The sequence below is a fragment of the Chryseobacterium daecheongense genome (genome assembly GCA_027920525.1).
Lineage (GTDB): Bacteria > Bacteroidota > Bacteroidia > Flavobacteriales > Weeksellaceae > Chryseobacterium > Chryseobacterium proteolyticum.
The window spans coordinates 4643892-4665811 of sequence record CP115858.1 but is presented as its reverse complement, the minus strand read 5'-3'; the positions used below and the strand labels follow the sequence as shown (position 1 = coordinate 4665811).

At 37.0% G+C, this 21920-nt stretch carries 13 protein-coding genes; 9 read left to right on the top strand and 4 right to left on the bottom strand.

The genetic code is table 11. From position 1 onward, the window contains the following. The first annotated feature begins 950 nt into the window (after window positions 1-950). Complete coding sequence (locus PFY10_20905) at window positions 951-1562, top strand: NUDIX domain-containing protein (GenBank protein WBV56645.1); 612 nt, start codon at window positions 951-953, stop codon at window positions 1560-1562. Here the strand turns inward: PFY10_20905 and murF are convergent. Together murF and gldJ are read right to left on the bottom strand one after the other, a co-directional pair. Next, window positions 1555-2826 (bottom strand): UDP-N-acetylmuramoyl-tripeptide--D-alanyl-D-alanine ligase, encoded by a 1272-nt coding sequence (gene murF, locus PFY10_20900; GenBank protein ID WBV56644.1) that lies wholly within the window; start codon window positions 2824-2826, stop codon window positions 1555-1557. The genes PFY10_20905 and murF overlap by 8 nt on opposite strands. A gap of 65 nt (window positions 2827-2891) precedes the next feature. Then, window positions 2892-4493, bottom strand: coding sequence for a gliding motility lipoprotein GldJ (gldJ, locus tag PFY10_20895; GenBank protein WBV56643.1), 1602 nt, complete (start codon window positions 4491-4493; stop codon window positions 2892-2894). Window positions 4494-4657: 164 nt separating this feature from the next. On the opposite strand from gldJ, the gene porU reads away from it, so the two are divergent. The 3 genes from porU (at window position 4658) to PFY10_20880 (ending at window position 12112) form a co-directional block, all read left to right on the top strand. Then, the gene (gene porU, locus PFY10_20890) at window positions 4658-8545 is read left to right on the top strand and encodes a type IX secretion system sortase PorU (protein WBV56642.1); all 3888 of its coding nucleotides are present in this window, start codon (window positions 4658-4660) and stop codon (window positions 8543-8545) included. Window positions 8546-8604: 59 nt separating this feature from the next. Further along, complete coding sequence (porV, locus tag PFY10_20885) at window positions 8605-9768, top strand: type IX secretion system outer membrane channel protein PorV (protein WBV56641.1); 1164 nt, start codon at window positions 8605-8607, stop codon at window positions 9766-9768. Window positions 9769-9844: 76 nt separating this feature from the next. Next, window positions 9845-12112: an FUSC family protein gene (locus PFY10_20880; GenBank protein ID WBV56640.1), complete on the top strand. Its 2268-nt coding sequence runs from the start codon at window positions 9845-9847 to the stop codon at window positions 12110-12112. Here PFY10_20880 and PFY10_20875 read toward each other — a convergent pair. After that, window positions 12093-12707 (bottom strand): 4'-phosphopantetheinyl transferase superfamily protein, encoded by a 615-nt coding sequence (locus PFY10_20875; GenBank protein ID WBV56639.1) that lies wholly within the window; start codon window positions 12705-12707, stop codon window positions 12093-12095. The two genes, PFY10_20880 and PFY10_20875, sit on opposite strands and share 20 nt — an antisense overlap. A gap of 109 nt (window positions 12708-12816) precedes the next feature. Continuing rightward, window positions 12817-13347, bottom strand: a complete 531-nt coding sequence (locus PFY10_20870; GenBank protein ID WBV56638.1) for a pyridoxamine 5'-phosphate oxidase family protein — start codon at window positions 13345-13347, stop codon at window positions 12817-12819. Window positions 13348-13516: 169 nt separating this feature from the next. Here PFY10_20870 and ahcY point away from each other — a divergent pair, with 169 nt between their 5' ends. The 5 genes from ahcY (at window position 13517) to PFY10_20845 (ending at window position 21910) form a co-directional block, all read left to right on the top strand. Next, window positions 13517-14833, top strand: a complete 1317-nt coding sequence (gene ahcY, locus PFY10_20865; protein WBV56637.1) for an adenosylhomocysteinase — start codon at window positions 13517-13519, stop codon at window positions 14831-14833. Between the two features lie 189 nt (window positions 14834-15022). Next, on the top strand, window positions 15023-16609 hold the full coding sequence (gene sph / locus PFY10_20860) for a sphingomyelin phosphodiesterase (GenBank protein WBV56636.1): 1587 nt from the start codon (window positions 15023-15025) through the stop codon (window positions 16607-16609). Between the two features lie 329 nt (window positions 16610-16938). After that, window positions 16939-18576: a BspA family leucine-rich repeat surface protein gene (locus tag PFY10_20855; GenBank protein ID WBV56635.1), complete on the top strand. Its 1638-nt coding sequence runs from the start codon at window positions 16939-16941 to the stop codon at window positions 18574-18576. Window positions 18577-18581: 5 nt separating this feature from the next. Continuing rightward, the gene (locus PFY10_20850) at window positions 18582-20333 is read left to right on the top strand and encodes a BspA family leucine-rich repeat surface protein (protein WBV56634.1); all 1752 of its coding nucleotides are present in this window, start codon (window positions 18582-18584) and stop codon (window positions 20331-20333) included. Between the two features lie 17 nt (window positions 20334-20350). Then, complete coding sequence (locus PFY10_20845; GenBank protein ID WBV56633.1) at window positions 20351-21910, top strand: BspA family leucine-rich repeat surface protein; 1560 nt, start codon at window positions 20351-20353, stop codon at window positions 21908-21910. Window positions 21911-21920: the final 10 nt, after the last annotated feature.

Below are 21920 nucleotides of genomic sequence, written 5' to 3'. Positions count from 1 at the left end.
AAACACTCATTTTACCGGTAATTTAAAGGTCAATACAACAGATACACCGTGTTCTTAAATCATGAAAATAATATTTTTGAGAGTTATAATTGTATTAGAATTAATTATAAACATAACTGCTTGTAAAGCACAATAAATACAGCCCTTAAATACTAGTTTGAAAGATATTACTTCTAATTCTTATCTGAAGGATTTGAATAATGAATTGGATAGTTACGTGGGAAATTTTTCTGCAAATTTTGATGGAAAAATAATTAATCTGTTTATAACAAAAGAAGTAAAGAAAAAAATTGATCTACAAACTAAAAGTTACTATCAAGATGTTCTTTGCATCAAATTTATAGTAAAAAAACAAGTGGTCAAGTTTTACAGGATACCAAAAACATGTCAATTCCTATAAACCAAGATACTCATACAATCTACAGCTTCGGAACAAGTCCAAGTCAAAATTTAGTACTGCTATATTATGGAGGCACTAATTGTGGAATTGGTTGGAGAAAGATACTTCTAAAAAAAATAAATTCAACACAGCTTTCATAGATATATAAACCAAATGATTCTCTAATTGATAGTGCCACTTGTCCTCGCAGTATAGATAAAACAGTATACTTACCTGAAATAAAGGACTTGGTATTTACTAAGCTATAGACTTAATTAATCTTAATTAAACATTAAATAAGCCTTTACCTCAATTGGTAAAGGTTTATTATTAGTGCTTATTGAATAAATCATATCTAAAGACACTAATTTTGCTCGTAATTTATAGGTCAACACAACAGTTACACCGCAGCCCTTATTTTTATAAATTTCATCTAAACTATATTTTTTATATTTGTAGTCAAATAAAATAGCAATTGTATTTTGCAGTAAAAACACCCTCAAAAAGTCATAAAGCACAAATGGTAAAAAATTAAATAATTGATTATTAATGCGCTAGTAAATATATTGGAATGTATAAAGTTTTTGTGAACGAAAAAAAATTATTGCTGTCTAAACAGTCTGAAAACCTGGAAAAAAATGTAAGGTATGAGAACTTCACAACTTTTGAAATCGCATTAGATCTTCTTGAAAATACATCTGTAAAAGAATTGAATGTATTCGGAGACGATATTGATACTATTTGGAAAGAATTTCAGAGTCTCTTCAGAATTATTGAGGCAGCAGGCGGGCTTGTGAATAACAGCAAAGGTGAAATGCTCTTCATCAAAAGACTGGGCAAATGGGATCTTCCCAAAGGAAAAATGGAAAAAGGAGAATCCCGTGAGGAATCTGCTGTTAGGGAAATCGAGGAAGAAACAGGACTTAAGGATGTTGAATTAGTAAAATTCATCAACACCACTTACCATATCTACGTAGAAAGAAACGGTGAAAAAATTCTGAAATGTACCCATTGGTTCGAAATGAACTTTAATGGTGAAGACACTTCTAAACCTCAGATTGAAGAAGGTATTACGGAGGTAGCATGGAAAAACAACACTCAAATAGAAAATGAAGTTTTTCCAAATACTTTTAAAAATATTCGCCTGATCGTCACTGAATTCAGGGACGGCCAGCCTAAATAAAATCCAGCGCTTTTTCCAGTGATATACCCCGTGAAGCTTTTAATAGAATATTCTCTGATTGAATTTTATTCAGTTTAAGGTATTCTATTAATTCCTGGGTATTTTCAAAAGATAGTGTTGTTTGATTTATTTGCTTAAAATTTCTGCCAACAGTGATGATTTGATCAAAACCCAGATCCAATGCCTGTTTTAAAATGATCTGATGCTCCAGTTCACTTTCATTTCCCAGCTCAAGCATATCACCAATAATAATGGACTTGGTTCCTTCAAAAGTTACAAAGTTATTTAGAGAGGCCGTCATTGAGCTTGGATTAGCATTGTAAGTATCCAGAACAAGTGTCCTCCCCTCTTTTTTTACGATCTGGGAACGCATATTGGTCGGCGTATAGCTTTCAATAGCATGTTGTATTTTGCTAATTTCTATTCCAAAATGAAGCCCCAGGCTAACTGCTGCACAAAGGTTTGTAAAATTATAATTCCCTGTAAGCTTAGATAATGCTCTGGTCCCCTGATAAGATAAACCTACACAATGATTTTCTGAAAAGGCCTCAAAATAATAATCCGAATCTGGTTTTCCGAATGTGATTTTAGGATTATAATTTTCTGTTTTATCACGCTGTATCTCATCATTCTCGTTAACAATAATGGTCTTGTGGAATGTTTTCAGATAGTCATACAATTCGGATTTTCCTTTGATCACCCCTTCAAATCCACCAAATCCCTCCAGGTGTGCTTTCCCGAAGTTGGTAATGTATCCGAAATCAGGTTTCGATAGCGAACATAACAGCTCTATTTCTTTCTGATGATTTGCTCCCATTTCTATTACCGCCATTTCATGTTCAGGTCTGATGGATAAAATGGTAAGAGGAACTCCAATGTGGTTATTCAGATTACCGTAGGTATACTGCACGTTATATTTTTCAGAAAGAACAGCATGGATCAGTTCTTTTGTAGTTGTTTTTCCATTACTCCCTGTAAGCCCTATGAATGGAATATTCAGCTTATTTCTGTGATGTATGGCAAGAGCCTGTAAAAAATCCAGTGTAGAAGGAACATAGAAGATATTTTCATTTGTATTTTCATATTCTTTATCCTCCACAATTACTGCCAAAGCGCCTTCGGAAACAGCCTTTTCTGCCAAAGTAGCTGCGTTAAAATTATCTCCTGAAAAGGCAAAGAAAATATCATTATTTTCTATTTTTCTGCTGTCAATAGTAACTTTATTAGCTTGCAGAAACAAAGGATAAAACTGTTCTATATTCATAGTTCAAAAATAAAAAAACCTTCCTGTATTTAGGAAGGTTTTTTTCAATTATTTTTTGATAAATATTATCTTCTAGTTCTATTCTTGTCAGCAACTCTGGCATCTTGAGCGACACGGAATCCAATCCAGCCATAAGCTCTGTTTTGATCTTTATATCTTCTTTGTCCCGGATCCAGCCAGTATGCAGTATCCTGCCAAGAACCACCTTTTACTACTCTGATGTCGTTAGACATAGCAGATGTTCTGTCTCTGGTGTCTTTTTGCAGTATTACTTTACCGCTTCCATCTACAATGAATCTTTGTTTAGGAGAGTTGTACATATCATATGCTGTTGCAGAATCTCCGGCTTTATAGTACTCTAAAGAAGATTGTCTGTCACCATCTCTGTAATTTCTGTAATCAGCAATTGTTTGTCTTTCAAACTGTCCAGGTAAGTTTCTGTAAACTAATCTTCCGTCAGCTAAAGTATCATATTTAATGCTTCCTTCATCTACCATTTTGTAAGTTCCGTCTCCGTTCTTTACAACAGCCTGAGGCATATTTCCTCTATAGTAATTGAAGTCACTGAAATCTTCATCAATAATAGGTCTGTAAACATCCGCTGTCCATTCAGACACGTTTCCATACATTCCATAGATTCCAAGATCGTTAGACGGATATTGTCTAACATCTGAAGTTCTTGCAGAACCGTCATTCTTCCAACCTGCGATACCTGAGTAATCTCCTCTACCCATTTTGAAGTTTTCAAGGAACATTCCTCTGTCTCTTCCTTTGGTACCTCTTAATCTTTCAATTTCCGGCTTCTTTCCAAGATATTGGTTATATTCTCTGTTTTTAGCCATACCAAGCGCTGCATATTCCCATTCAACTTCTGTAGGAAGTCTGAATTTCTGAACCATTGCAGAGTTTGGAGCTCTGTTAGCAGCAAGCAATCTTTGGTTGGTTGTTTTCAAACCCGTTTTTTGCTGCATTCTTTGTTCGTTAATATATCCTTGCATTTCAGGATCATTCGCTTTGAATTTATCCATGTTAAATGCAGTTCCTCCTTGATTATTGGATTCGTTGATATACAAATCTTTTGCGATGATCCCTGCAGACATTAAAGCTTTTTCATTAGCTCTGTCTGTTAACCATTCGCAATATCTGTTTGCCTGAGTCCAGGAAACACCTACTACCGGATAGTAATCAAACTCCGGAGAACGGAAATACGTCTCGTTGTAATCATTTCTAGATAGTTTGTTATCCCATAATAAGGTATCTGGTAAGGCACCATTATAGATTTCCTTAAAACTTGGATCACTAGGTGGGAACACATACTTCAACCATGTAAGGTATTCGCGGTATTCGTAGTTAGTAATCTCTGTTTCACCGATAAAGAAAGAACTTACCTGCATTCTGCGAGGCGAATTATTCCAATCGTGCATGACATCATCTTTCACTAATCCCATTGTAAAAGTTCCACCTTCTACATATACCATCCCCGGCCAACCTTTCTGTTTTTGTTGCTTTCCTGCAAAAAACCAACCTTGTTTTTCGTTTGGTTTCCAACCCGTCTTACTGATAAATTTTTTAGTACCTCCACCTTTGTTGGTACCCGATCCACCACAACTGGTTAATGCAAGTGTAGAACTTAATGCTATTAATGAAAACAACTTTAGTTTTTTCATAGTCGATATAAATATTTTCAAAGTACAAAGAAAAAATAAATTATTCAATAAATCAAGTAATCATTTGATTTTTTTGAAAAACGTTAACAAATTAATTTTATTGTATCGCAATTTAATTATAAAATTTTCATTTATTTTGTAATTTAGTAATTTCAAAAACAAACATGAAACAAATAATTACGTTTTTACTTCTATTAACTTATGTATCAACGATTTATGCTCAAAGAATCACCATCGAGTGGGATGGATCAAAAATTCAAGATTTTGGAGACACAAAAATCAATCTTCCCAATTTTAAAAATAAGGGATTTTCATATGGCCAAAATAACATTTTTATAATAACCACACAAAAAATAGGTGAAAAGCAATTAAAAATTTCCAATTTAGTTTGGGAAGCAGTTTCAAACCGAGAGCTATTTGAGTTAAGCAAAAACGCATTACCTGATTATGATGTTTCTAATGTTTCTTATTATTACTCAGAAGGGGAACAATACGCCAGCGTACATGTTGGCCTGTTTAAAAATGTAAAAGGAAGAATACAAAGACTTTCATCATTTGAAATTTCAGAAGGAAACGGCTCTAATCAGATGATGAATGCAGCTAAGGTGGGAACGACCAACAACCCTTTGGCTAGCGGTGCTTTTTATAAAATTAAAGTAGACAAGTCCGGTATTTTTAAAATTACCACTCAGTTTTTAAAGGATAACGGGATCAATCCTTCATCTGTAAATCCAAGAAATTTCAGGATATATGGGAACGGAGGAATCATGTTACCGGAATATAACCAGGATGTAAAATACAGTGCTCTTCAGGAAAATGCCATACAGGTAGTGGGTGAAGATGATGGAATATGGAACGATAATGATTATGCCCTATTCTATGCTCAGGGGCCTAATGGATACAACCTGTATAATAGTTCCAATGGTAAAGGATTCAAAAGAGCAGAAGAAAGAATTGACCGCAGTGAAAACGTAAAGAATATTTATGAAGATTTTTCCTATTACTACATCAATTTTGATAAAGGTGCGGGAAAAAGAGTTCAGCCTGTAGATGCCAACCTGCCGGCTTCCCCACTAATTACACGATTTGATAATTACCAGGTGATCAATAATGATCAGAAAAACATCATGAAAGTCGGAAGGGTTTGGACAGAAGAAGCTCCGTTTACCACCGACAAATCGGTTACTTTTAACCTCACCACTCCAATCCTGGGCGGCGATCCCGTAAAATACAGAACACGGGTAATTGGGTATAAGTCTCAGGGAAACAGTATAACTTTTGATATTAATAATCAAAATGCTCAGCCTTTTTCATCCGGTTCAACGGACCCTGATTATGTCCCATATGTTTATTTTGGAGATGTTACCAATTTAAGTGGCAATCAGCTTACGATCAACTATAAACCGAACATCGCAACAAATCCTAATGGTTTGTTTTATTTTGATTACGCCGAAGTTCAATACAAAGAGGACCTTAGATATAACGGGTCACAGATGAATTTCAGGGATTTTTCCCTTGTAAGCGGATCCAACACCAGTTATGGATTCAGCGTAAGCAATACGGCGGGATTGGAACAGATCTGGGATGTCACGGATATCACCAATGCCAACAGAAGAGTCAACAAAGCAACGGGAAGTGGTAATTTTAATTTCGGATATATTACTTCTGATTTAAATTTCAATAACGAGTTTGTTGCATTTAAGGCTGATGCCGCTTATTCACCTCAATTCGTAGAGAGAATTGCCAACCAGAACCTCTCGGGATTACAAAATGTAGATTATCTGATTATTACAGTCCCTGAAATGATGTCCCAGGCTCAAAGGCTTGCCAACTACCATCAGACTAAAAATAATTATAATGTACAGATTGTAGATGTTAATAAAATCTATAATGAATTTGGAAGCGGAAGTAAAGATCTTACTGCTATCCGTGATTTTATAACCAAATTAAATACACCACTGGGAAGTTTAAAATATGTATTTATTCTGGGTGATACCTCTTACGATTATAAAAACAGGGTTCCTAACAATTCCAATGTGGTATCCAGCTATGAAAGTGAACAGTCTTCAGATTTCATTACTTCATTTGTTACCGATGATTATATCGTAATGACAAAACCACAAACTTCTGCTTCGATCCCGAATAACTTACCTGATGTGCCGGTAGGAAGACTTCCTGCGGCAAATGCTACTGAAGCAGCGGTAATGATGGATAAAACCCTTGCGTATTACAATTCTTTACCGGGGCAGTCGACTCCTTTTGGGGAATGGCGTATGAAACTTGATTTCGTGGTAGATGATGATGATGATGGCGGAGGTCCTTTCCATGATGTAATGAACACTACATTAGCAACTGTTTTCGAGCAGCCGGGATCTACAAATCTTAAAGAATATAATGTAAGAAAACTCTATCTGGATGCTTTTCAGGCTCAGAGTACAGCAGGCGGACAAAGATACCCACAGGTAAACCAGGCAATCTCCAATGATATCGGAAACAGTATGTACCTGTTTTATTTCGGACATGGAGGAATCAGCGGATGGGCTCAGGAAAGAGTGCTTACCCTTGATGAGATCAATAATGCCAATAACTTTTCTAATGTGTACAGCAGATTTCCATTCGTGTCTACGATTACTTGTGAATTTACGCTCTGGGATGAACCGGAAACCTTTTCTGCCGGAGAACGTTTTCTAAAAATGAAACAGGGAGGGCCGGCAACAATGATCACCTCAAGCCGTGCTATTGGTGTGGATTATGGTCGTGATTTTACAGACCTTTATACCAAAGATATTTTCAAACTTGTGAATGATGATTTTGAAACCCTTGGTGTTGCCCATTTAAATGCTAAAAGACAAAAAGGTCCGCAAGCAGACCACTTGAAAGTAAATCTTCTGGGTGATCCTGCTATGAAATTAAGCAGACCAAAAAGGTTATTGGTAATCGATGCTATAGAAACTCCGGTACCCGGACTGATCAGAGGTCTGGACTTTGTAAAAGTAAAAGGACATATCAACAATACAAACGGAAGTATTAATACCTCTTTTAACGGAAGAGTGGTTATCAATATCTTCGATAAGAGGCTTAATAAAAAAACATTGAATAACGACGGAAACCTCACCCCTATCCTTGAATATACTGAAGAAGGAAGTGCTATTGTGAAGGCGTCAGGTACTGCTGTGAATGGGGTATTCACTGTAGAATTTTATGTACCGAAAGATATTAATTATGCCGTAGGTGAAGGAAGAATCCTCGGATATGCTGACAATAAAGCTACGGACGTATTCAATAATCAGGCGGTACAGGTTGGAGATATTAACCCGAACGGGATTAATGACAGCCAGCCCCCTAAGGTAAAGCTGTACATGAACAATACAAACTTTGCGGATGGAGGTATTACAGACCAGAATCCGATGTTGCTTGCCTGTATTACAGATGATACAGGTATAAATTCAACAGGATCCGGTATTGGCCATGATATTACTGTATATTTGGACGGCCAGATCATCAATACTATTGTTTTAAACGATTTTTATTCTTCGGGAGAAGGAAATGGATGTCTGAGTCCGAGTCTTGCAGATTATCAGAAAGGAAATGTAACCTACCCTTTCAGGAATTTATCGGTAGGTCAGCATCAATTATCATTTAAAGTTTGGGATATAAACAATAATTCTACATCTGCAACGTTAAACTTTGAAGTTAAGGATGAAGCGGATCAGCATCTGGTAATCAACAGACCTCTTAACTGGCCGAATCCGTTTACCAATAAAACGTATGTTCAGTTTGAGCATAATTGTGATGATATTCTGAATGTAAATGTTCAAATCTATACAATAACAGGAAAATTGGTAAGAACTTTATCACAGGCTGTAGTTGCAGAACCGTTCCTACAGGGCTTTAGAACGCCACGTCAGGCAATTGAATGGGATGGAAGAGACGATTTTGGGGCAACTGTTGGGAAGGGAACATATATTTTTAAGATATTTGCAAAAAGTCAAAACCAAGAAAAATGCAAAGGAAGTGCCACAGCTGTAGAAAAAATGGTACTTTTGAAGTAAAATAAAATAAGGATAATAATAATATTAATAAAAAACTGATAATATATAAAAGACAACATATGAATTTAACTACTAAACTGCTTTTAGGAATTGGTTTAAGTGCTGGTTTTTTAGGCTATTCGCAAGATCTGGGGCAGGTAAGACCTGTATTGACCGGAGCTCCATTTCTAAGAATTGCACCAGATGCAAGATCTGGAGGTATGGGTGATCAGGGTGTCGTTACCTCTCCGGATGCATTTTCACAATTCTGGAATGCAGCGAAATATCCTTTTAGCAGAACGAGTTCTTCCGTAGGCCTTAACTACACCCCTTATATGGGAAAATTAACCAATGACGTATTTCTATTATATGGTGCATTCCATAAATTCTTAGGTCAGGATGAAAGATCTACGATCTCAGCAAGTATTTATTACTTCAACATGGGACAGGTAGACTTGACTCAGTTAGTAGGTAGCGAAGTAGCTTCAATGGGAACATCAAAACCAAATGAATTCTCTATTGATGTTGCTTATGGATTAAAGCTTTCAGATTCATACTCAATGGCTGTAACGGGTAGATTCATCCGTTCAGATTTAGCCGGAGGGTTCAACACAGATACTACATTAAAACCTGCCAATTCATTTGCGGTAGACGTTTCAGGATACTATACCTCTCCAAGATTTTCAAGTATCGGAGGATATGATGGTAAAGTGAATGCCGGTTTTGCTATTCAAAACCTGGGTCCGAAACTGGATTACACAGGAAATGAAGAATCAAGATCTTATCTACCTACCATGGCAAGATTAGGGGTTGGTTATGATATGTATCTGGATGACCTTAATAAAATCGGGATCAGCGTAGAAGGTTCTAAAATCTTGGTTCCGGGATCAGAATTCGTAGGAATGGATCCTAATACCAGACAGCCTATGTATGCGGTACCAAATGTGGGACCTATTGCGGGAATCGGAAAGTCTTTCAAAAACAAGAACAGTATCATGTATAGTGGTGCATTGGAATATTCATACGATAATGCTTTTGCAGTAAGAACTGGTTATTTCCGCGAAAGCCCTGAACAGGGAGCCAGAGAGTTCGCAACAGCAGGTATTGGTTTGAAGTACCGTTCTTTCGGACTTGATATTTCTTATCTGATCAATATGTCTAAAATTAATACAGCTTTAGATAACACGCTTCGTTTCGGTTTGACCTGGAATATCGGAGATGAAACTTCTAATGTTGATAATTAAAAAAATATAACATTTAAGTTTAGAAAAGTCTCATATTTATGAGGCTTTTTTGTTTGTCAATATTTATTTTTGTAATATGAACTATTCGGCGGAACTAAAAAAATTTGTAACCAGTCAGTATGTATATTCTGCAATCAGGATTACATTAGCCACTGTATTACCTTGTTTGGTTCTCGCCCATTTTGGAATTTTAAAAGAATATTTTCTCTTCCCTCTGGGAACCAGTTTCGTAGCCCTTACTGATCAGCCGGGACCGTTTATCAGAAGGAGGAATGCCCTTACTTTTGCTATTGTATGTTTTGTGTTTGTAGCACTTATTGCCAGCCTGGTGATGCATATCAAAGTACTGGTGATCCTCGAGATCATCGTATTTGCCATGTTTTTTTCACTTATCGGGGTATACGGGCAAAGGCTGGCTGCCGTTGGTTCTTTATCTCTGGTGGTACTAGCGATCTTTATCGACGGACATCTGACCGGAGACAATATTTTTAAAAGTCTGCTGATCTTTGCGTCAGGCTGTATATGGTTTTTATTGATCTTCCTTATTGTTACGACTATCCAGCCTTATAAGCTGGCAAGCCAGATGATCGGCGAAAATTATCTCCAGCTGGCAGAATTTTTAAAAATAAAAGCAAATTATTACCAAAAGAATCCTGATTTCGATAAACTGACCACCCAGGTTATTGCCAAGCAGATAGGAATCAAGAACCTTCAGGAGGAAACCCGGGAAACCGTTTTTAAGACAAGAACCATTGTTAATGAATCTACGACGACCAGCAGATTATTGATGCTGATGTTCCTGAACTCAATGGACCTTCATGAGAAACTGATGACTTCTGAAAGTGATTATCAGAAGTTGCAGGAAAGTTTCAAGGACAGCATGATATTGGTTAATATCCATGATTACCTCAACCTGCTTTCAGAAGAAATAACAAACATTGGAATTTCTTTACAGTTGGGTACCCGTGCAAAACCTATTTTTGATCTGGAAATGGAACTTAAGAAACTGAATACCCTGTATTTTGAACTAAGGAACAGGCAGATCACACCCGAAACGTTAGAAAACTTTATGATCCTGCGTCAGATCCTGATGCGTATCAGCGAGATTACAAAGGAAATCAACGAGATCTATAAAGTTTTTTCACAAGATGTAAAACTTGCAAAAAGTCTTTCAACAGGATTAGACCTAAGAAAGTTTATGCCTAATGAAGAAAAGCTTAATTTCAAAGTCCTTAGAAACAACATATCCCTATCTTCCTCTCAGTTTCGTCATGCCATTCGCATTACGACCGCTTTACTGATCGGGTATCTGTTTTCTCTTTTTCAGTTTTTAGGAATCGGCCATACCTACTGGATATTGATTACGATTACCGCTATATTAAAACCGGCTTATTCCATAACAAAACAAAGAAACGGACTTCGTTTGTACGGCACTATTGTAGGAGCTACAATAGCCTATATCATACTCCACTTTGTTCACATCAATGCTATATTATTTGCCACACTTCTGATCAGCATGATCCTTTGCTTCAGTTTACTAAAAGGCAAATATTTCTGGGCTGTATTATTCATGACGATCTATGTCTTTATGAGCTTTAATTTTTTAAGCCCCGGAAAGGTTGACGTTATTTTCAAAGACAGAATTGTGGATACGATGATTGCAGGTATTATTGCGTTCCTTGTTTCCTATATTGTCCTTCCTGTCTGGGAGCATACTCAGAATCTGGATCTGATGAAAAAATCTGCAGAAAGTAACCTCATCTATTTTCAGAGTGTTATTTCCAAATTCCTTGAAGATAATTTTGACCTTGAGGACTATAAGGTAAAACGTAAAAATGCGATTATTTCCCTGGCCAATCTTTCCGACAATTTCCAGAGGATGATCTCAGAACCCAAAAATCAGCAGAAGAAGCTGGAAGTTGTTCACCAGTTTGTAGCAACTTCCCATCTTGTTACGGCTTATACAGCTTCGCTTTCGCAATATGCTAAAAATGATGAGAAATATCCTGAAATAGATGCTGACAGCTGGAGCCGGAAAATAGAATCGGAGTTACAGCAGACCTATGCCCTTCTTAATGGTGAAAAAATCAATGAATCCCTTAAAATGGAAAGCCGTCTGGAACCGGAGGATTCTTCTATTGACGACCTCATGCTGAAAAGGAAAACAGAGCTCGAGGAAAATGAAGCTTCAGAAGTTAACGATCCCAATAAGATATCTCATCTTACGGAACTGAAAAACATCCATGATGTGCTTGAGCTTATTTATGATGTTGCTAAAGAGCAAAGAAAGGTGATCGAGAAATACAAGAACGAATCCGAAGCGGCTACTCCTCCACAATCGTAAAGCAGTAGTCATCAAAAAATTCTACCCTTGCTTTGAACTCATCTGAAAACTGATCGTCATACACCCGGCAGCTTATTTTATGAAGATTTTTTAGCTGAAAAGGCTTCACTTCATAGTTTTTCTTCAAGGACCAGTATTTGGAATGATGGATCTTATACATGCTTTCTTTTACGCTCCAGATAATGGTATAATAAGTATGGGCGAGATCTTCAGGAATAAATCCTCTTTCATTTTCATAGGTAAACTTATCAATAACCCTCATGATCTTAGGATTGAATTTTTCAATATCAATTCCGATTTTTCTTTTTGAAATGGCAATAGCTGCAAAAGGAAATGAATGGGTGATTGAAATTTCCGCATCTTTTGGAGAAAGAAAAGGTTCTCTTTCTTTATAGAGTATTTTAGAATCCGGCTTTAATCCTTTTAAAAGTTTACGAACCATTAAGACTTCCAGTAATTTCTTGGGATGGTAGTCTTTTACTTTTTCCGCATTTTCAGGTTCTAAAAGATCATTAGTATGTAATTCTTCGCTCTCATCATATTTCCAAATAAGAATTGTAGCGGTTTCATCTGAAAAATCTCGGTAAAGGGGCATTGTTTTTTATTGGATAAAAGTAATAAAAAGAAATGTAATGATCATATAATTGTAGAAGATGAAGTCGGGTTTTGCTAAAAATAATACTCTTCCTCTCCTACCTTCCAATTTATTTTGATTGATGGTTAACATCATTTCTATGCTCAAGGATTTCCAGGTTCTCATCAACAAAGTAAGCACTTCCAAAACCATTCACATAGGAACCTTTAAGCGGATGTAAAGCAATAAGAATAAAATCTTTCATTTCGGAAATAAGATCGACTACTTTTCCATGAGATTCTTTTAATTGACTTACCGCATTATTCCAGCTTTCAGAATCTCTTTCTATTGGTGATGTTTTGGCTTCAAAGGTTAACCGTTCACGGGCATATATCTGCTTGGTAGCCATCTCATCTTCTATAAGCATTACAGAAGTACTCCTTCCCTCTGCAAGATTTTTTGTATGTTTTGCCATAAAAGATACCAAAATGTAAAATGTATTTTCTATCTGTACAAAAGGAGCATAGCTGGAATGGGAATTTCCTTCGGCATCTACGGTGGCTAAAATCACACTTTTAGATCTATTTATTAACTCTTTTACTTTGGGAGTAAGTGGCTTTGTCTTTTTTTGAGCATTATCCTGGGCATGGTTATCATTCATCTTACAACGATTTTATTGATGCAAAAATAGCTTATTTAGAGTAAATAAAAATAATATTAATTCATGTATAATCTCATCAATTGAACTTGATCCATCGTTTTTATATCTTAATTATTAATTGTAATTTTGCATTTCATTATCAATTGAATTTAAACTTATTCATTAACATATGAGTACTACAACACAATACGTTCCTTATAAAGTTAAGGACATTTCTCTTGCAGAATGGGGAAGAAAAGAAATTACTCTTGCTGAGGCAGAAATGCCTGGCCTGATGTCTATCCGTGAAGAATACGGACCATCTCAACCCCTAAAAGGAGCAAGAATTGCAGGATGTCTACACATGACGATCCAGACAGCTGTGCTTATCGAAACCTTAGTAGCTTTAGGTGCTGAAGTTACATGGTCTTCTTGTAATATTTTCTCTACACAAGATCACGCTGCTGCCGCTATTGCTGCTGCAGGAATTCCTGTTTATGCCTGGAAAGGATTAAATGAAGAGGAATTCGACTGGTGTATTGAGCAGACTTTATTCTTCGGTGAAGAAAGAAAGCCATTAAACATGATCCTTGATGACGGTGGAGATTTAACGAACATGGTTTTTGATAAGTACCCTGAATTAACAAAAGATATCAAAGGACTTTCTGAAGAAACCACTACCGGAGTACACAGATTATATGAAAGAATGAAGAACGGTACGTTAGTAATGCCGGCTATCAATGTGAATGATTCTGTTACCAAGTCTAAATTTGACAACAAATACGGTTGTAAAGAATCTGCAGTAGATGCTGTAAGAAGAGCTACAGACGTAATGTTGGCAGGTAAAAGAGTGGTAGTTTGTGGTTACGGAGATGTAGGTAAAGGTACGGCAGCTTCTTTCAGAGGGGCAGGTTCTATCGTAACGGTTACTGAAATTGATCCTATCTGTGCTTTACAGGCTGCAATGGATGGTTATGAAGTAAAAAGATTAGATACAGTTGTAGATAATGCAGATATCATCATTACGACTACCGGTAACTTCAATATCGTGAGAGCAGAGCACTTCCTTAAAATGAAAGATAAGGCGATCGTTTGTAACATCGGTCACTTCGATAATGAAATTGATATGGCATGGTTAAACAAAAACTATGGTCACACAAAATCAGAAGTTAAACCACAAGTAGATATCTATACCTTGGAAGGAGGAAAAGAAATTATCATCCTTGCGGAAGGAAGACTTGTAAACCTTGGATGTGCTACAGGACACCCTAGTTTTGTAATGTCCAATTCTTTCTCTAATCAGACTTTAGCTCAGATCGAATTATGGAATAATTCTGCAGCATACAAAAACGAGGTGTATACACTACCAAAACACTTAGATGAAAAAGTAGCTGCCCTTCACCTTAAAAAATTAAGCGTTGAGCTGGAAACTCTTTCTCCTGAGCAAGCTGAATATATCGGTGTAGATGTAAAAGGTCCGTTCAAACCGGAATACTACAGATATTAAGATATAATCATACGCAATATACGGTCCCATTATTTGAATAATGGGACTTTTTATTTTATATCTCGCGAAGTAATTGCAGAGATATCTTGTCACATTTTATTTTATGACAAACTTAATATACATATAATACTTAGATAACATTTACTTTTTCTTCATAGAGTATTTTAGCCCATCAAATAAAAAATACATATGAAAAATTTCGACCGGAGATTCTATCTTCTTGCATTATTATGCTTTCTTTCATTTATTTCATGCGGTGAACAAGCCTCTTTTGAAGAAAATGACTCTATTGCCAATCAGGTAAATAAAAACGATAGATTTTCACGTTTAGGAGATAATGATCTCAAAGTACTCACTTACAACACATTCTTATTACGGGATATCGCTGTAGCCTCTACCACACAATGGTCGCAAAATCAAAGGGCAGAAAAAATCGGGACGGCAGACTTTATCAAAAATTATGATGTATTACTCCTGCAGGAATGCTTTGACAATACAGCTTCAACAATACTTCGAGAAAAACTTTCTTCAAAATTCCCTTACCAGACACCTATTCTTGGACAAACCAAACAAGGCTGGAATAGCACTTCCGGAGACTGGAGAGAAGTAGTCTCGGGCGGACTGGAAAACGGTGGAGTGATGATTGCCAGTAAGTACCCGATTGAAATAATGAATCAATATATCTTTCCCAAAGGATGTGATTTCGATGCTCTTTCTTTAAAGGGTTTTGTGTACGCACGTATTATTAAAAACGGAAAACGGATTCATTGTATTTCTACCCATCTTCAATCTACACAACCCGGCTGCCAGGGAAATGAAGTCAGCATCAGAAAAAGCCAGCTGGAAATGATCAAATCTTATGTGGACGCGCTTCAAATTCCTGCTGATGAAATGCTTGTGTATGGCGGAGATTTTAATATTATTAAGAACAGCCAGGAATACCCTGTCATGCTGCAAACTTTAAATGTATCTGCACCTGTCTACAAAGGTCTTTCACAGACATGGGATACCCAGACGAACACCATGGCATCTTACCATTATCCTTATCCTAAGAATCAGCCGGAATATCTGGATTATATCTTCGTTTCCAACGAACACCTTACACCTCTATCCTGGCACAATATAGCTTTTGATCCCGTAAGCAATACCCTTATGACGTATACCAATCTCACCCAGGACACTTATTACTGGACAGATTATTCGGATCATTATCCTGTAGAAGGAGCCATCAGTACGGATGAAACATCTCCCAAAAAGAGTATGAAATTCAGAATATATGATAAGGTATCTTTAAGATCCGTAGCTACCGGAAAGTATATTACCAGCAACCTTTCAAAACCAGATGATTGGCTAACCGTATCCGCTTCTGCTCCTGATCAGAATACATGGTTCAATCTTGTTAACCTTGGGGCTGGTGACAATTATTTCGATCTCAAAGAAGGTCCGGTACGGGTAGAGATCAGCGAGCGTATTAATAATTTCTGGTATTGGGAGTATCTGAACGGAGGAGCTTATTACTATTTCCCGAAATTTGGCAAATCCCTTAAAAACCTGGAACTGGTCCTTGTGAAAAAGAAAAACGGAAACACTTCCACAAGCATAGAAAATGGAGATACCGTTGCCTTCAAGGATAAAACCTCCGCAGGAAAAATATATTTCCTTCAGGTATATCAAAAGAACGGTACCGATTGGATCTATTTAAATGGAAATAAAATCGGTGCTGCCGAACAATTTGAAGTACGGATGAACAATACTTCCCAACAAAATTGGTATTAAATTTCATCCCTGAAAAAACATAAAACTCTCGACATTAAGAGAGTTTTTTTTATAGAGCTACTTCCCGCTATCCGCTCATACTCCTCGCCCCCAACCTTACCATTCCCTGCTCCGGGGTAACCGCTTCTATCGGGGCTAGGAACAGTCCAAAAAACACCTGGAAAACAGGCTTCCGGAATAAAAGCCTTTAATCTTCAAAAATTCAAATTATTTATTATTTTAGCTTTTATAGGTAATAAAAAATTAAAATAAATCAAATACTGCAATAAACTATTCAAAAATTTTGTGATTTTATTATTTTCATTATCTTTATTTCACAAAATTTTGATATGTATAAAAAATTTTTACCCCTTATTTTATTTATTACTTTTTTCCACATCCTGAACGCCCAAAATGAATTTATCACCATCTGGAAACCTAATACTCCAGCAATCATTCCACAGATGGATGTTATTGTTCCTTATCCGGCAGGCAATAACCAGATATGGTTCCCGGGAATCGGAGAAAATTATACGATAACCTGGGAAGAGATAGGTTTTCCCCAGCACAATGGAGTCATGAACAATGTGACTTCTACACAACAGGTCTTTATAGATTTTGGAACATCATTAAATCCTAATACCACTGATGCTGCTTATCGGGTAAAAGTAAGCAATGGAAACGGAGTTTTTAAGCAGATCCGGTTTGGTGATCCTGAAATCCTAAATGTCCCTACTGCTTACATGGCTATTCTCTGGCACAACGTAGGCAGCATTGATAAAATTACCGAAGTTTCCCAATGGGGAAATATCAACTGGATTTCTATGGAGAATGCCTTTAGTAATTGCAGGGCGCTTCAAGTTACCGCTACAGACACACCTAACCTTTCAGGTGTAACAGATGCTTCATTCATGTTTTATGGAAATTCAGCTTTTACAGGACACCCGTCTATGACGGCATGGAATACATCCCAAATAAAAAAATTTACATACATGTTTGGCCACACTTCCCCTACTCCGGCTACCGCCGCAGTTGATCTGTTCAATCTCAACATCGGTTCATGGGATATGTCTTCGGCACAAGACATCAGCTATATGTTTTTCCACAGAAGATCATTCAATCAAAATATAAACAACTGGGATACTTCGAACGTAACCACAATGGCCCATACATTTGAAAATTGTTACACATTCAATCAGCCATTGAATAACTGGAATACTTCAAAGGTCACCAATATGGCGTATTTATTTCATTTTATCCCCGATTTTAACCAGCCTATCGGTAATTGGGACACGTCCAATGTTACTAATTTCAGCCACATGTTCCACAACTGTACTTCTTTTAACCAACCACTAGACAACTGGAACACAGCCAAAGGAACTACCATGGAGATGCTATTTACAGGTGCCTCTGCCTTCAATCAACCTGTAGGAAGCTGGAATACAGGATTGGTGGGAACAATGCTTTTCACTTTTCGTGATGCAACAAGCTTTGATCAATCTTTAGAAAACTGGAACCTGGCTTCCCTGACTATTGGAGACCAGATGCTGACGAATTCCGGATTAAAATGCGAAAATTACAGCAGAACCATCGCCGGATGGGCCAATAACCCAAATACGGCGAATAACATCAACCTGATTTCTACTGCACCATTAATGTATTCTTCGGATGTAGTATCAGAAAGAAATGTACTTATCAATAAAGGTTGGGTATTTATTGGTGATACTCAGGGAGAGTGCAGATTAGGAATTTCTGAGATACCTCTCAATAATCTTTCCATTTATCCCAATCCTGCCAGCGACTTTATTTATATCAAAAATATAAAAGGTTCCGGAAGTTACAGGATAACTGACATGGCAGGCAGAATGATCCTTCACGGACTTTTAAATAATGAAAAAATCGATGTAAGTTCTTTAATAAAGGGAAATTATCTATTACAAATTACTTCCGCGGATAAGGTCCAATCTTTAAAATTCATCAAAAACTAATTCTCATGCTAAAAAAAACAATCCTATTCTTTCTCTTTATTCTTTTCTTTCAGTCAGGAAAAGCTCAAAATGAATTTATCACCGTCTGGAAACCAAGCCTTCCCCGTTATGCAACACAATATACCGGGATATCCGTAGCTTCTACAGATACACAGATCTGGCTTCCTGCTGTAGGAACCGATTTTCAGGTATACTGGGAAGAAATTGGTTTCCCGGCACACCATGCCACATTAACCAATCTCAACTCTACTTACCAGGTACTGGTCGACTTTGGAACCCCTTTAAACCCTAATCCAGCAGACGCAACTTATCGTTTAAAAATAACAAATGGCACTGGTAATTTTCATAGGATCCGGTTTTCCAACTGGGATATGTTTAATGGTGATGGCCTGATAGGTGATGTGCATAAAATAGTAAGATTGGAACAATGGGGAAACATCCACTGGTCTTCTATGGGACAGGCATTTCAGGGTTGCAGAGACTTCGATGTAACTGCCACAGACACTCCAGACCTGTCAGCCGTTACAGATATGTCCAATATGTTCTTAGGTAATTATAGTTTGATAGGAAATCCCTCTTTCAATAATTGGAACACCTCCCATGTAACCACTTTGCTAAGTACATTTGCAGGTTGTTTTCTTTTCAATCAGCCTGTTGGAAACTGGGACACTTCAAACGTTACCATGATGGGAATAACATTCAGCTCTGCCTTGGTATTCAACCAACCTCTGGCGAACTGGAACACCTCTAAGGTAAACCACATGACCGCCATGTTCAGTGGTGCTAAAGAGTTCAATCAACCGATCGGAAACTGGGATCTTTCCAATACTATCGATTGCGAATTTATGTTTTCCGGTGCTAAAAAATTCAACCAGCCTATTGGGAACTGGAATACCTCCAAAGTAGTTGAAATGGACCGTATGTTCAACCAGGCACAGGATTTCAATCAGGATATCAGCAATTGGGACACATCAAGTGCCACCATTATGGAGGGCATGTTTGCAGGCGCTTCCAGTTTTAATCAAAACATCGGAAACTGGAACATAAGCAATGTAGTCTATATCAACGATATGTTCAATGGGACTACCAGCTTCAATCAGGATATTGGGAACTGGGATGTAAGCAAAGCAGTCTGGATGCACAATATGTTTAAAGATGCAAAGAATTTTAATCAGAATATAGGAAACTGGAATGTAGGACTTGTCACCAACATGAACAATATGTTCAATGGAGCCACTCATTTCAATCAAAATCTTGGACAATGGAACATCAGCTCTCTTACCTCAGCCATAAACATGCTACAAAACTCAGGAATGAATTGTCAAAACTACGATAATACCCTTTACGGCTGGAACCTGAAACCCACAACCCCTAATAATATCAACCTTGCAAATACTTCACCTTTGGTTTATTCCAACCCGCTTGCTGTCAATGCCAGAAATAATCTTATCAATAATAAAGGATGGACGATCAGCGGAGATACTTACAACGGAGAATGCCAGTCTGTTTTATCCACATCAGATGCGTTACCTCTCAACGAGATCAGTATCTATCCAAATCCCGCAACGGACTTTATCTACATCAGAAATATGAAAGATTCCGGTAATTATAGAGTAATGGATATGGCAGGAAGAATAATACTTCAGGGTATGATAAATAATCAAAAAATTGACGTCAGCTCTTTAATCAAAGGAAACTATATCCTTCAGATCATTTCGAAAGACATGGCACGATCACTTAAATTTATTAAGAAATAATATCATAATCCATCCGTATGTATAAAAAAATTATCCTCCTAGGTTTATTCTTATTCTTAGGGCAAATGATAAAAGCACAAAATGAATTTGTTACGATCTGGCAACCCAACAGGCCCGACACAATGCCTCTTATTGATGTAAATGCTCCTTATGCCGCCTCCACTAATCAGATATGGTTTCCGGGAATCGGTGAGAATTACACAATAAGCTGGGAAGAAGTAAACTATCCTCAGCATAACGGGGTTATGAATAATGTTACCTCTACGAAGCAGGTATTGATTGACTTTGGAACTTCATTAAATCCTGATACGGCAAGCGCTTCTTATCGTGTAAAAGTAAGCAACGGAAATGGCATATTTAAACAAATACGATTTGGAGAATGCCAGATCATTTATGTAGCAGACTCATATATTCTCATGTGGGATATATTCGGAAATTCTGATAAAATAACTGAAATAGAAAATTGGGGAAATATTCAATGGACCTCTATGAATACTGCATTTGCGCACTGCAGATTGCTTCAGCTCACGGCTACCGACAGTCCAAACCTCACTAATGTAACGGATGCTTCATTCATGTTTTATAATGCCCATGATTTTTTAGGGGCAAGTTCAATGCAAAACTGGAATACCTCAACTATAAAGGATTTTAAATTTATGTTTGCAAGGATGGGAGATTATGTGCAGGCAATAGATCAGTTTAATTCCCCTTATTTGAGTACCTGGAATATGTCATCAGCTAAAAATCTGAATAATATGTTTTCCGGAAGAAAGGTATTTAATCAACCCTTAAATAATTGGAACACTTCGAATGTGGAAGATATGGGCTGGATGTTTGCTCTTTGCCTGAATTTTAATCAGCGTTTAGACAGCTGGGATACTTCTAAAGTAAAAGATATGTCTTTTATGTTCCATTTTATTCCTGTTTTCAATCAAGACATTGGCGGATGGAATACTTCCTCTGTAACCAATATGGCTCATATGTTTCACGGCTGTACTGTTTTCAATCAACCTCTTAACTGGGCAACTTCCCAGGTTACTCATATGGGATTTATGTTAACAAGCGCCACAAACTTTAACCGGTCTTTAGGCAACTGGAACCTCAGCTCATTAACCGATGCTACCAATATGCTTACAGGTTCAGGATTAAATTGCGATAATTACAGCAAAACCCTGTCCGGATGGGCAGATAATCCTGTTACTCCTGATAATATTCCTCTTGTTTCAGTAACGCCTTTACAATATGCTTCCAATGCTGCTTCTAAAAGAAATATTCTTATTGGTAAGGGCTGGAATATAACAGGAGATACAGTAGGAAACTGTTTGTTGTCAACTTCAGAAATCCACACCAACAGCCAAAGCTTATCTATATATCCTAACCCCGCAGAAGATAACCTTCATATAAGGCATGCCCACGAGCTCAAAAGTTATAAAATTCTGGATGCCAGCGGAAGATTGGTACAACAGGATGCTCTGAATACAGACATGATTAATATAAGCTCACTGACAAAAGGAAATTATATACTACAGATTACAACGAAGAATAAAACAGAATCGTTTAAGCTGATCAAAAAGTAAATAAAAGCCT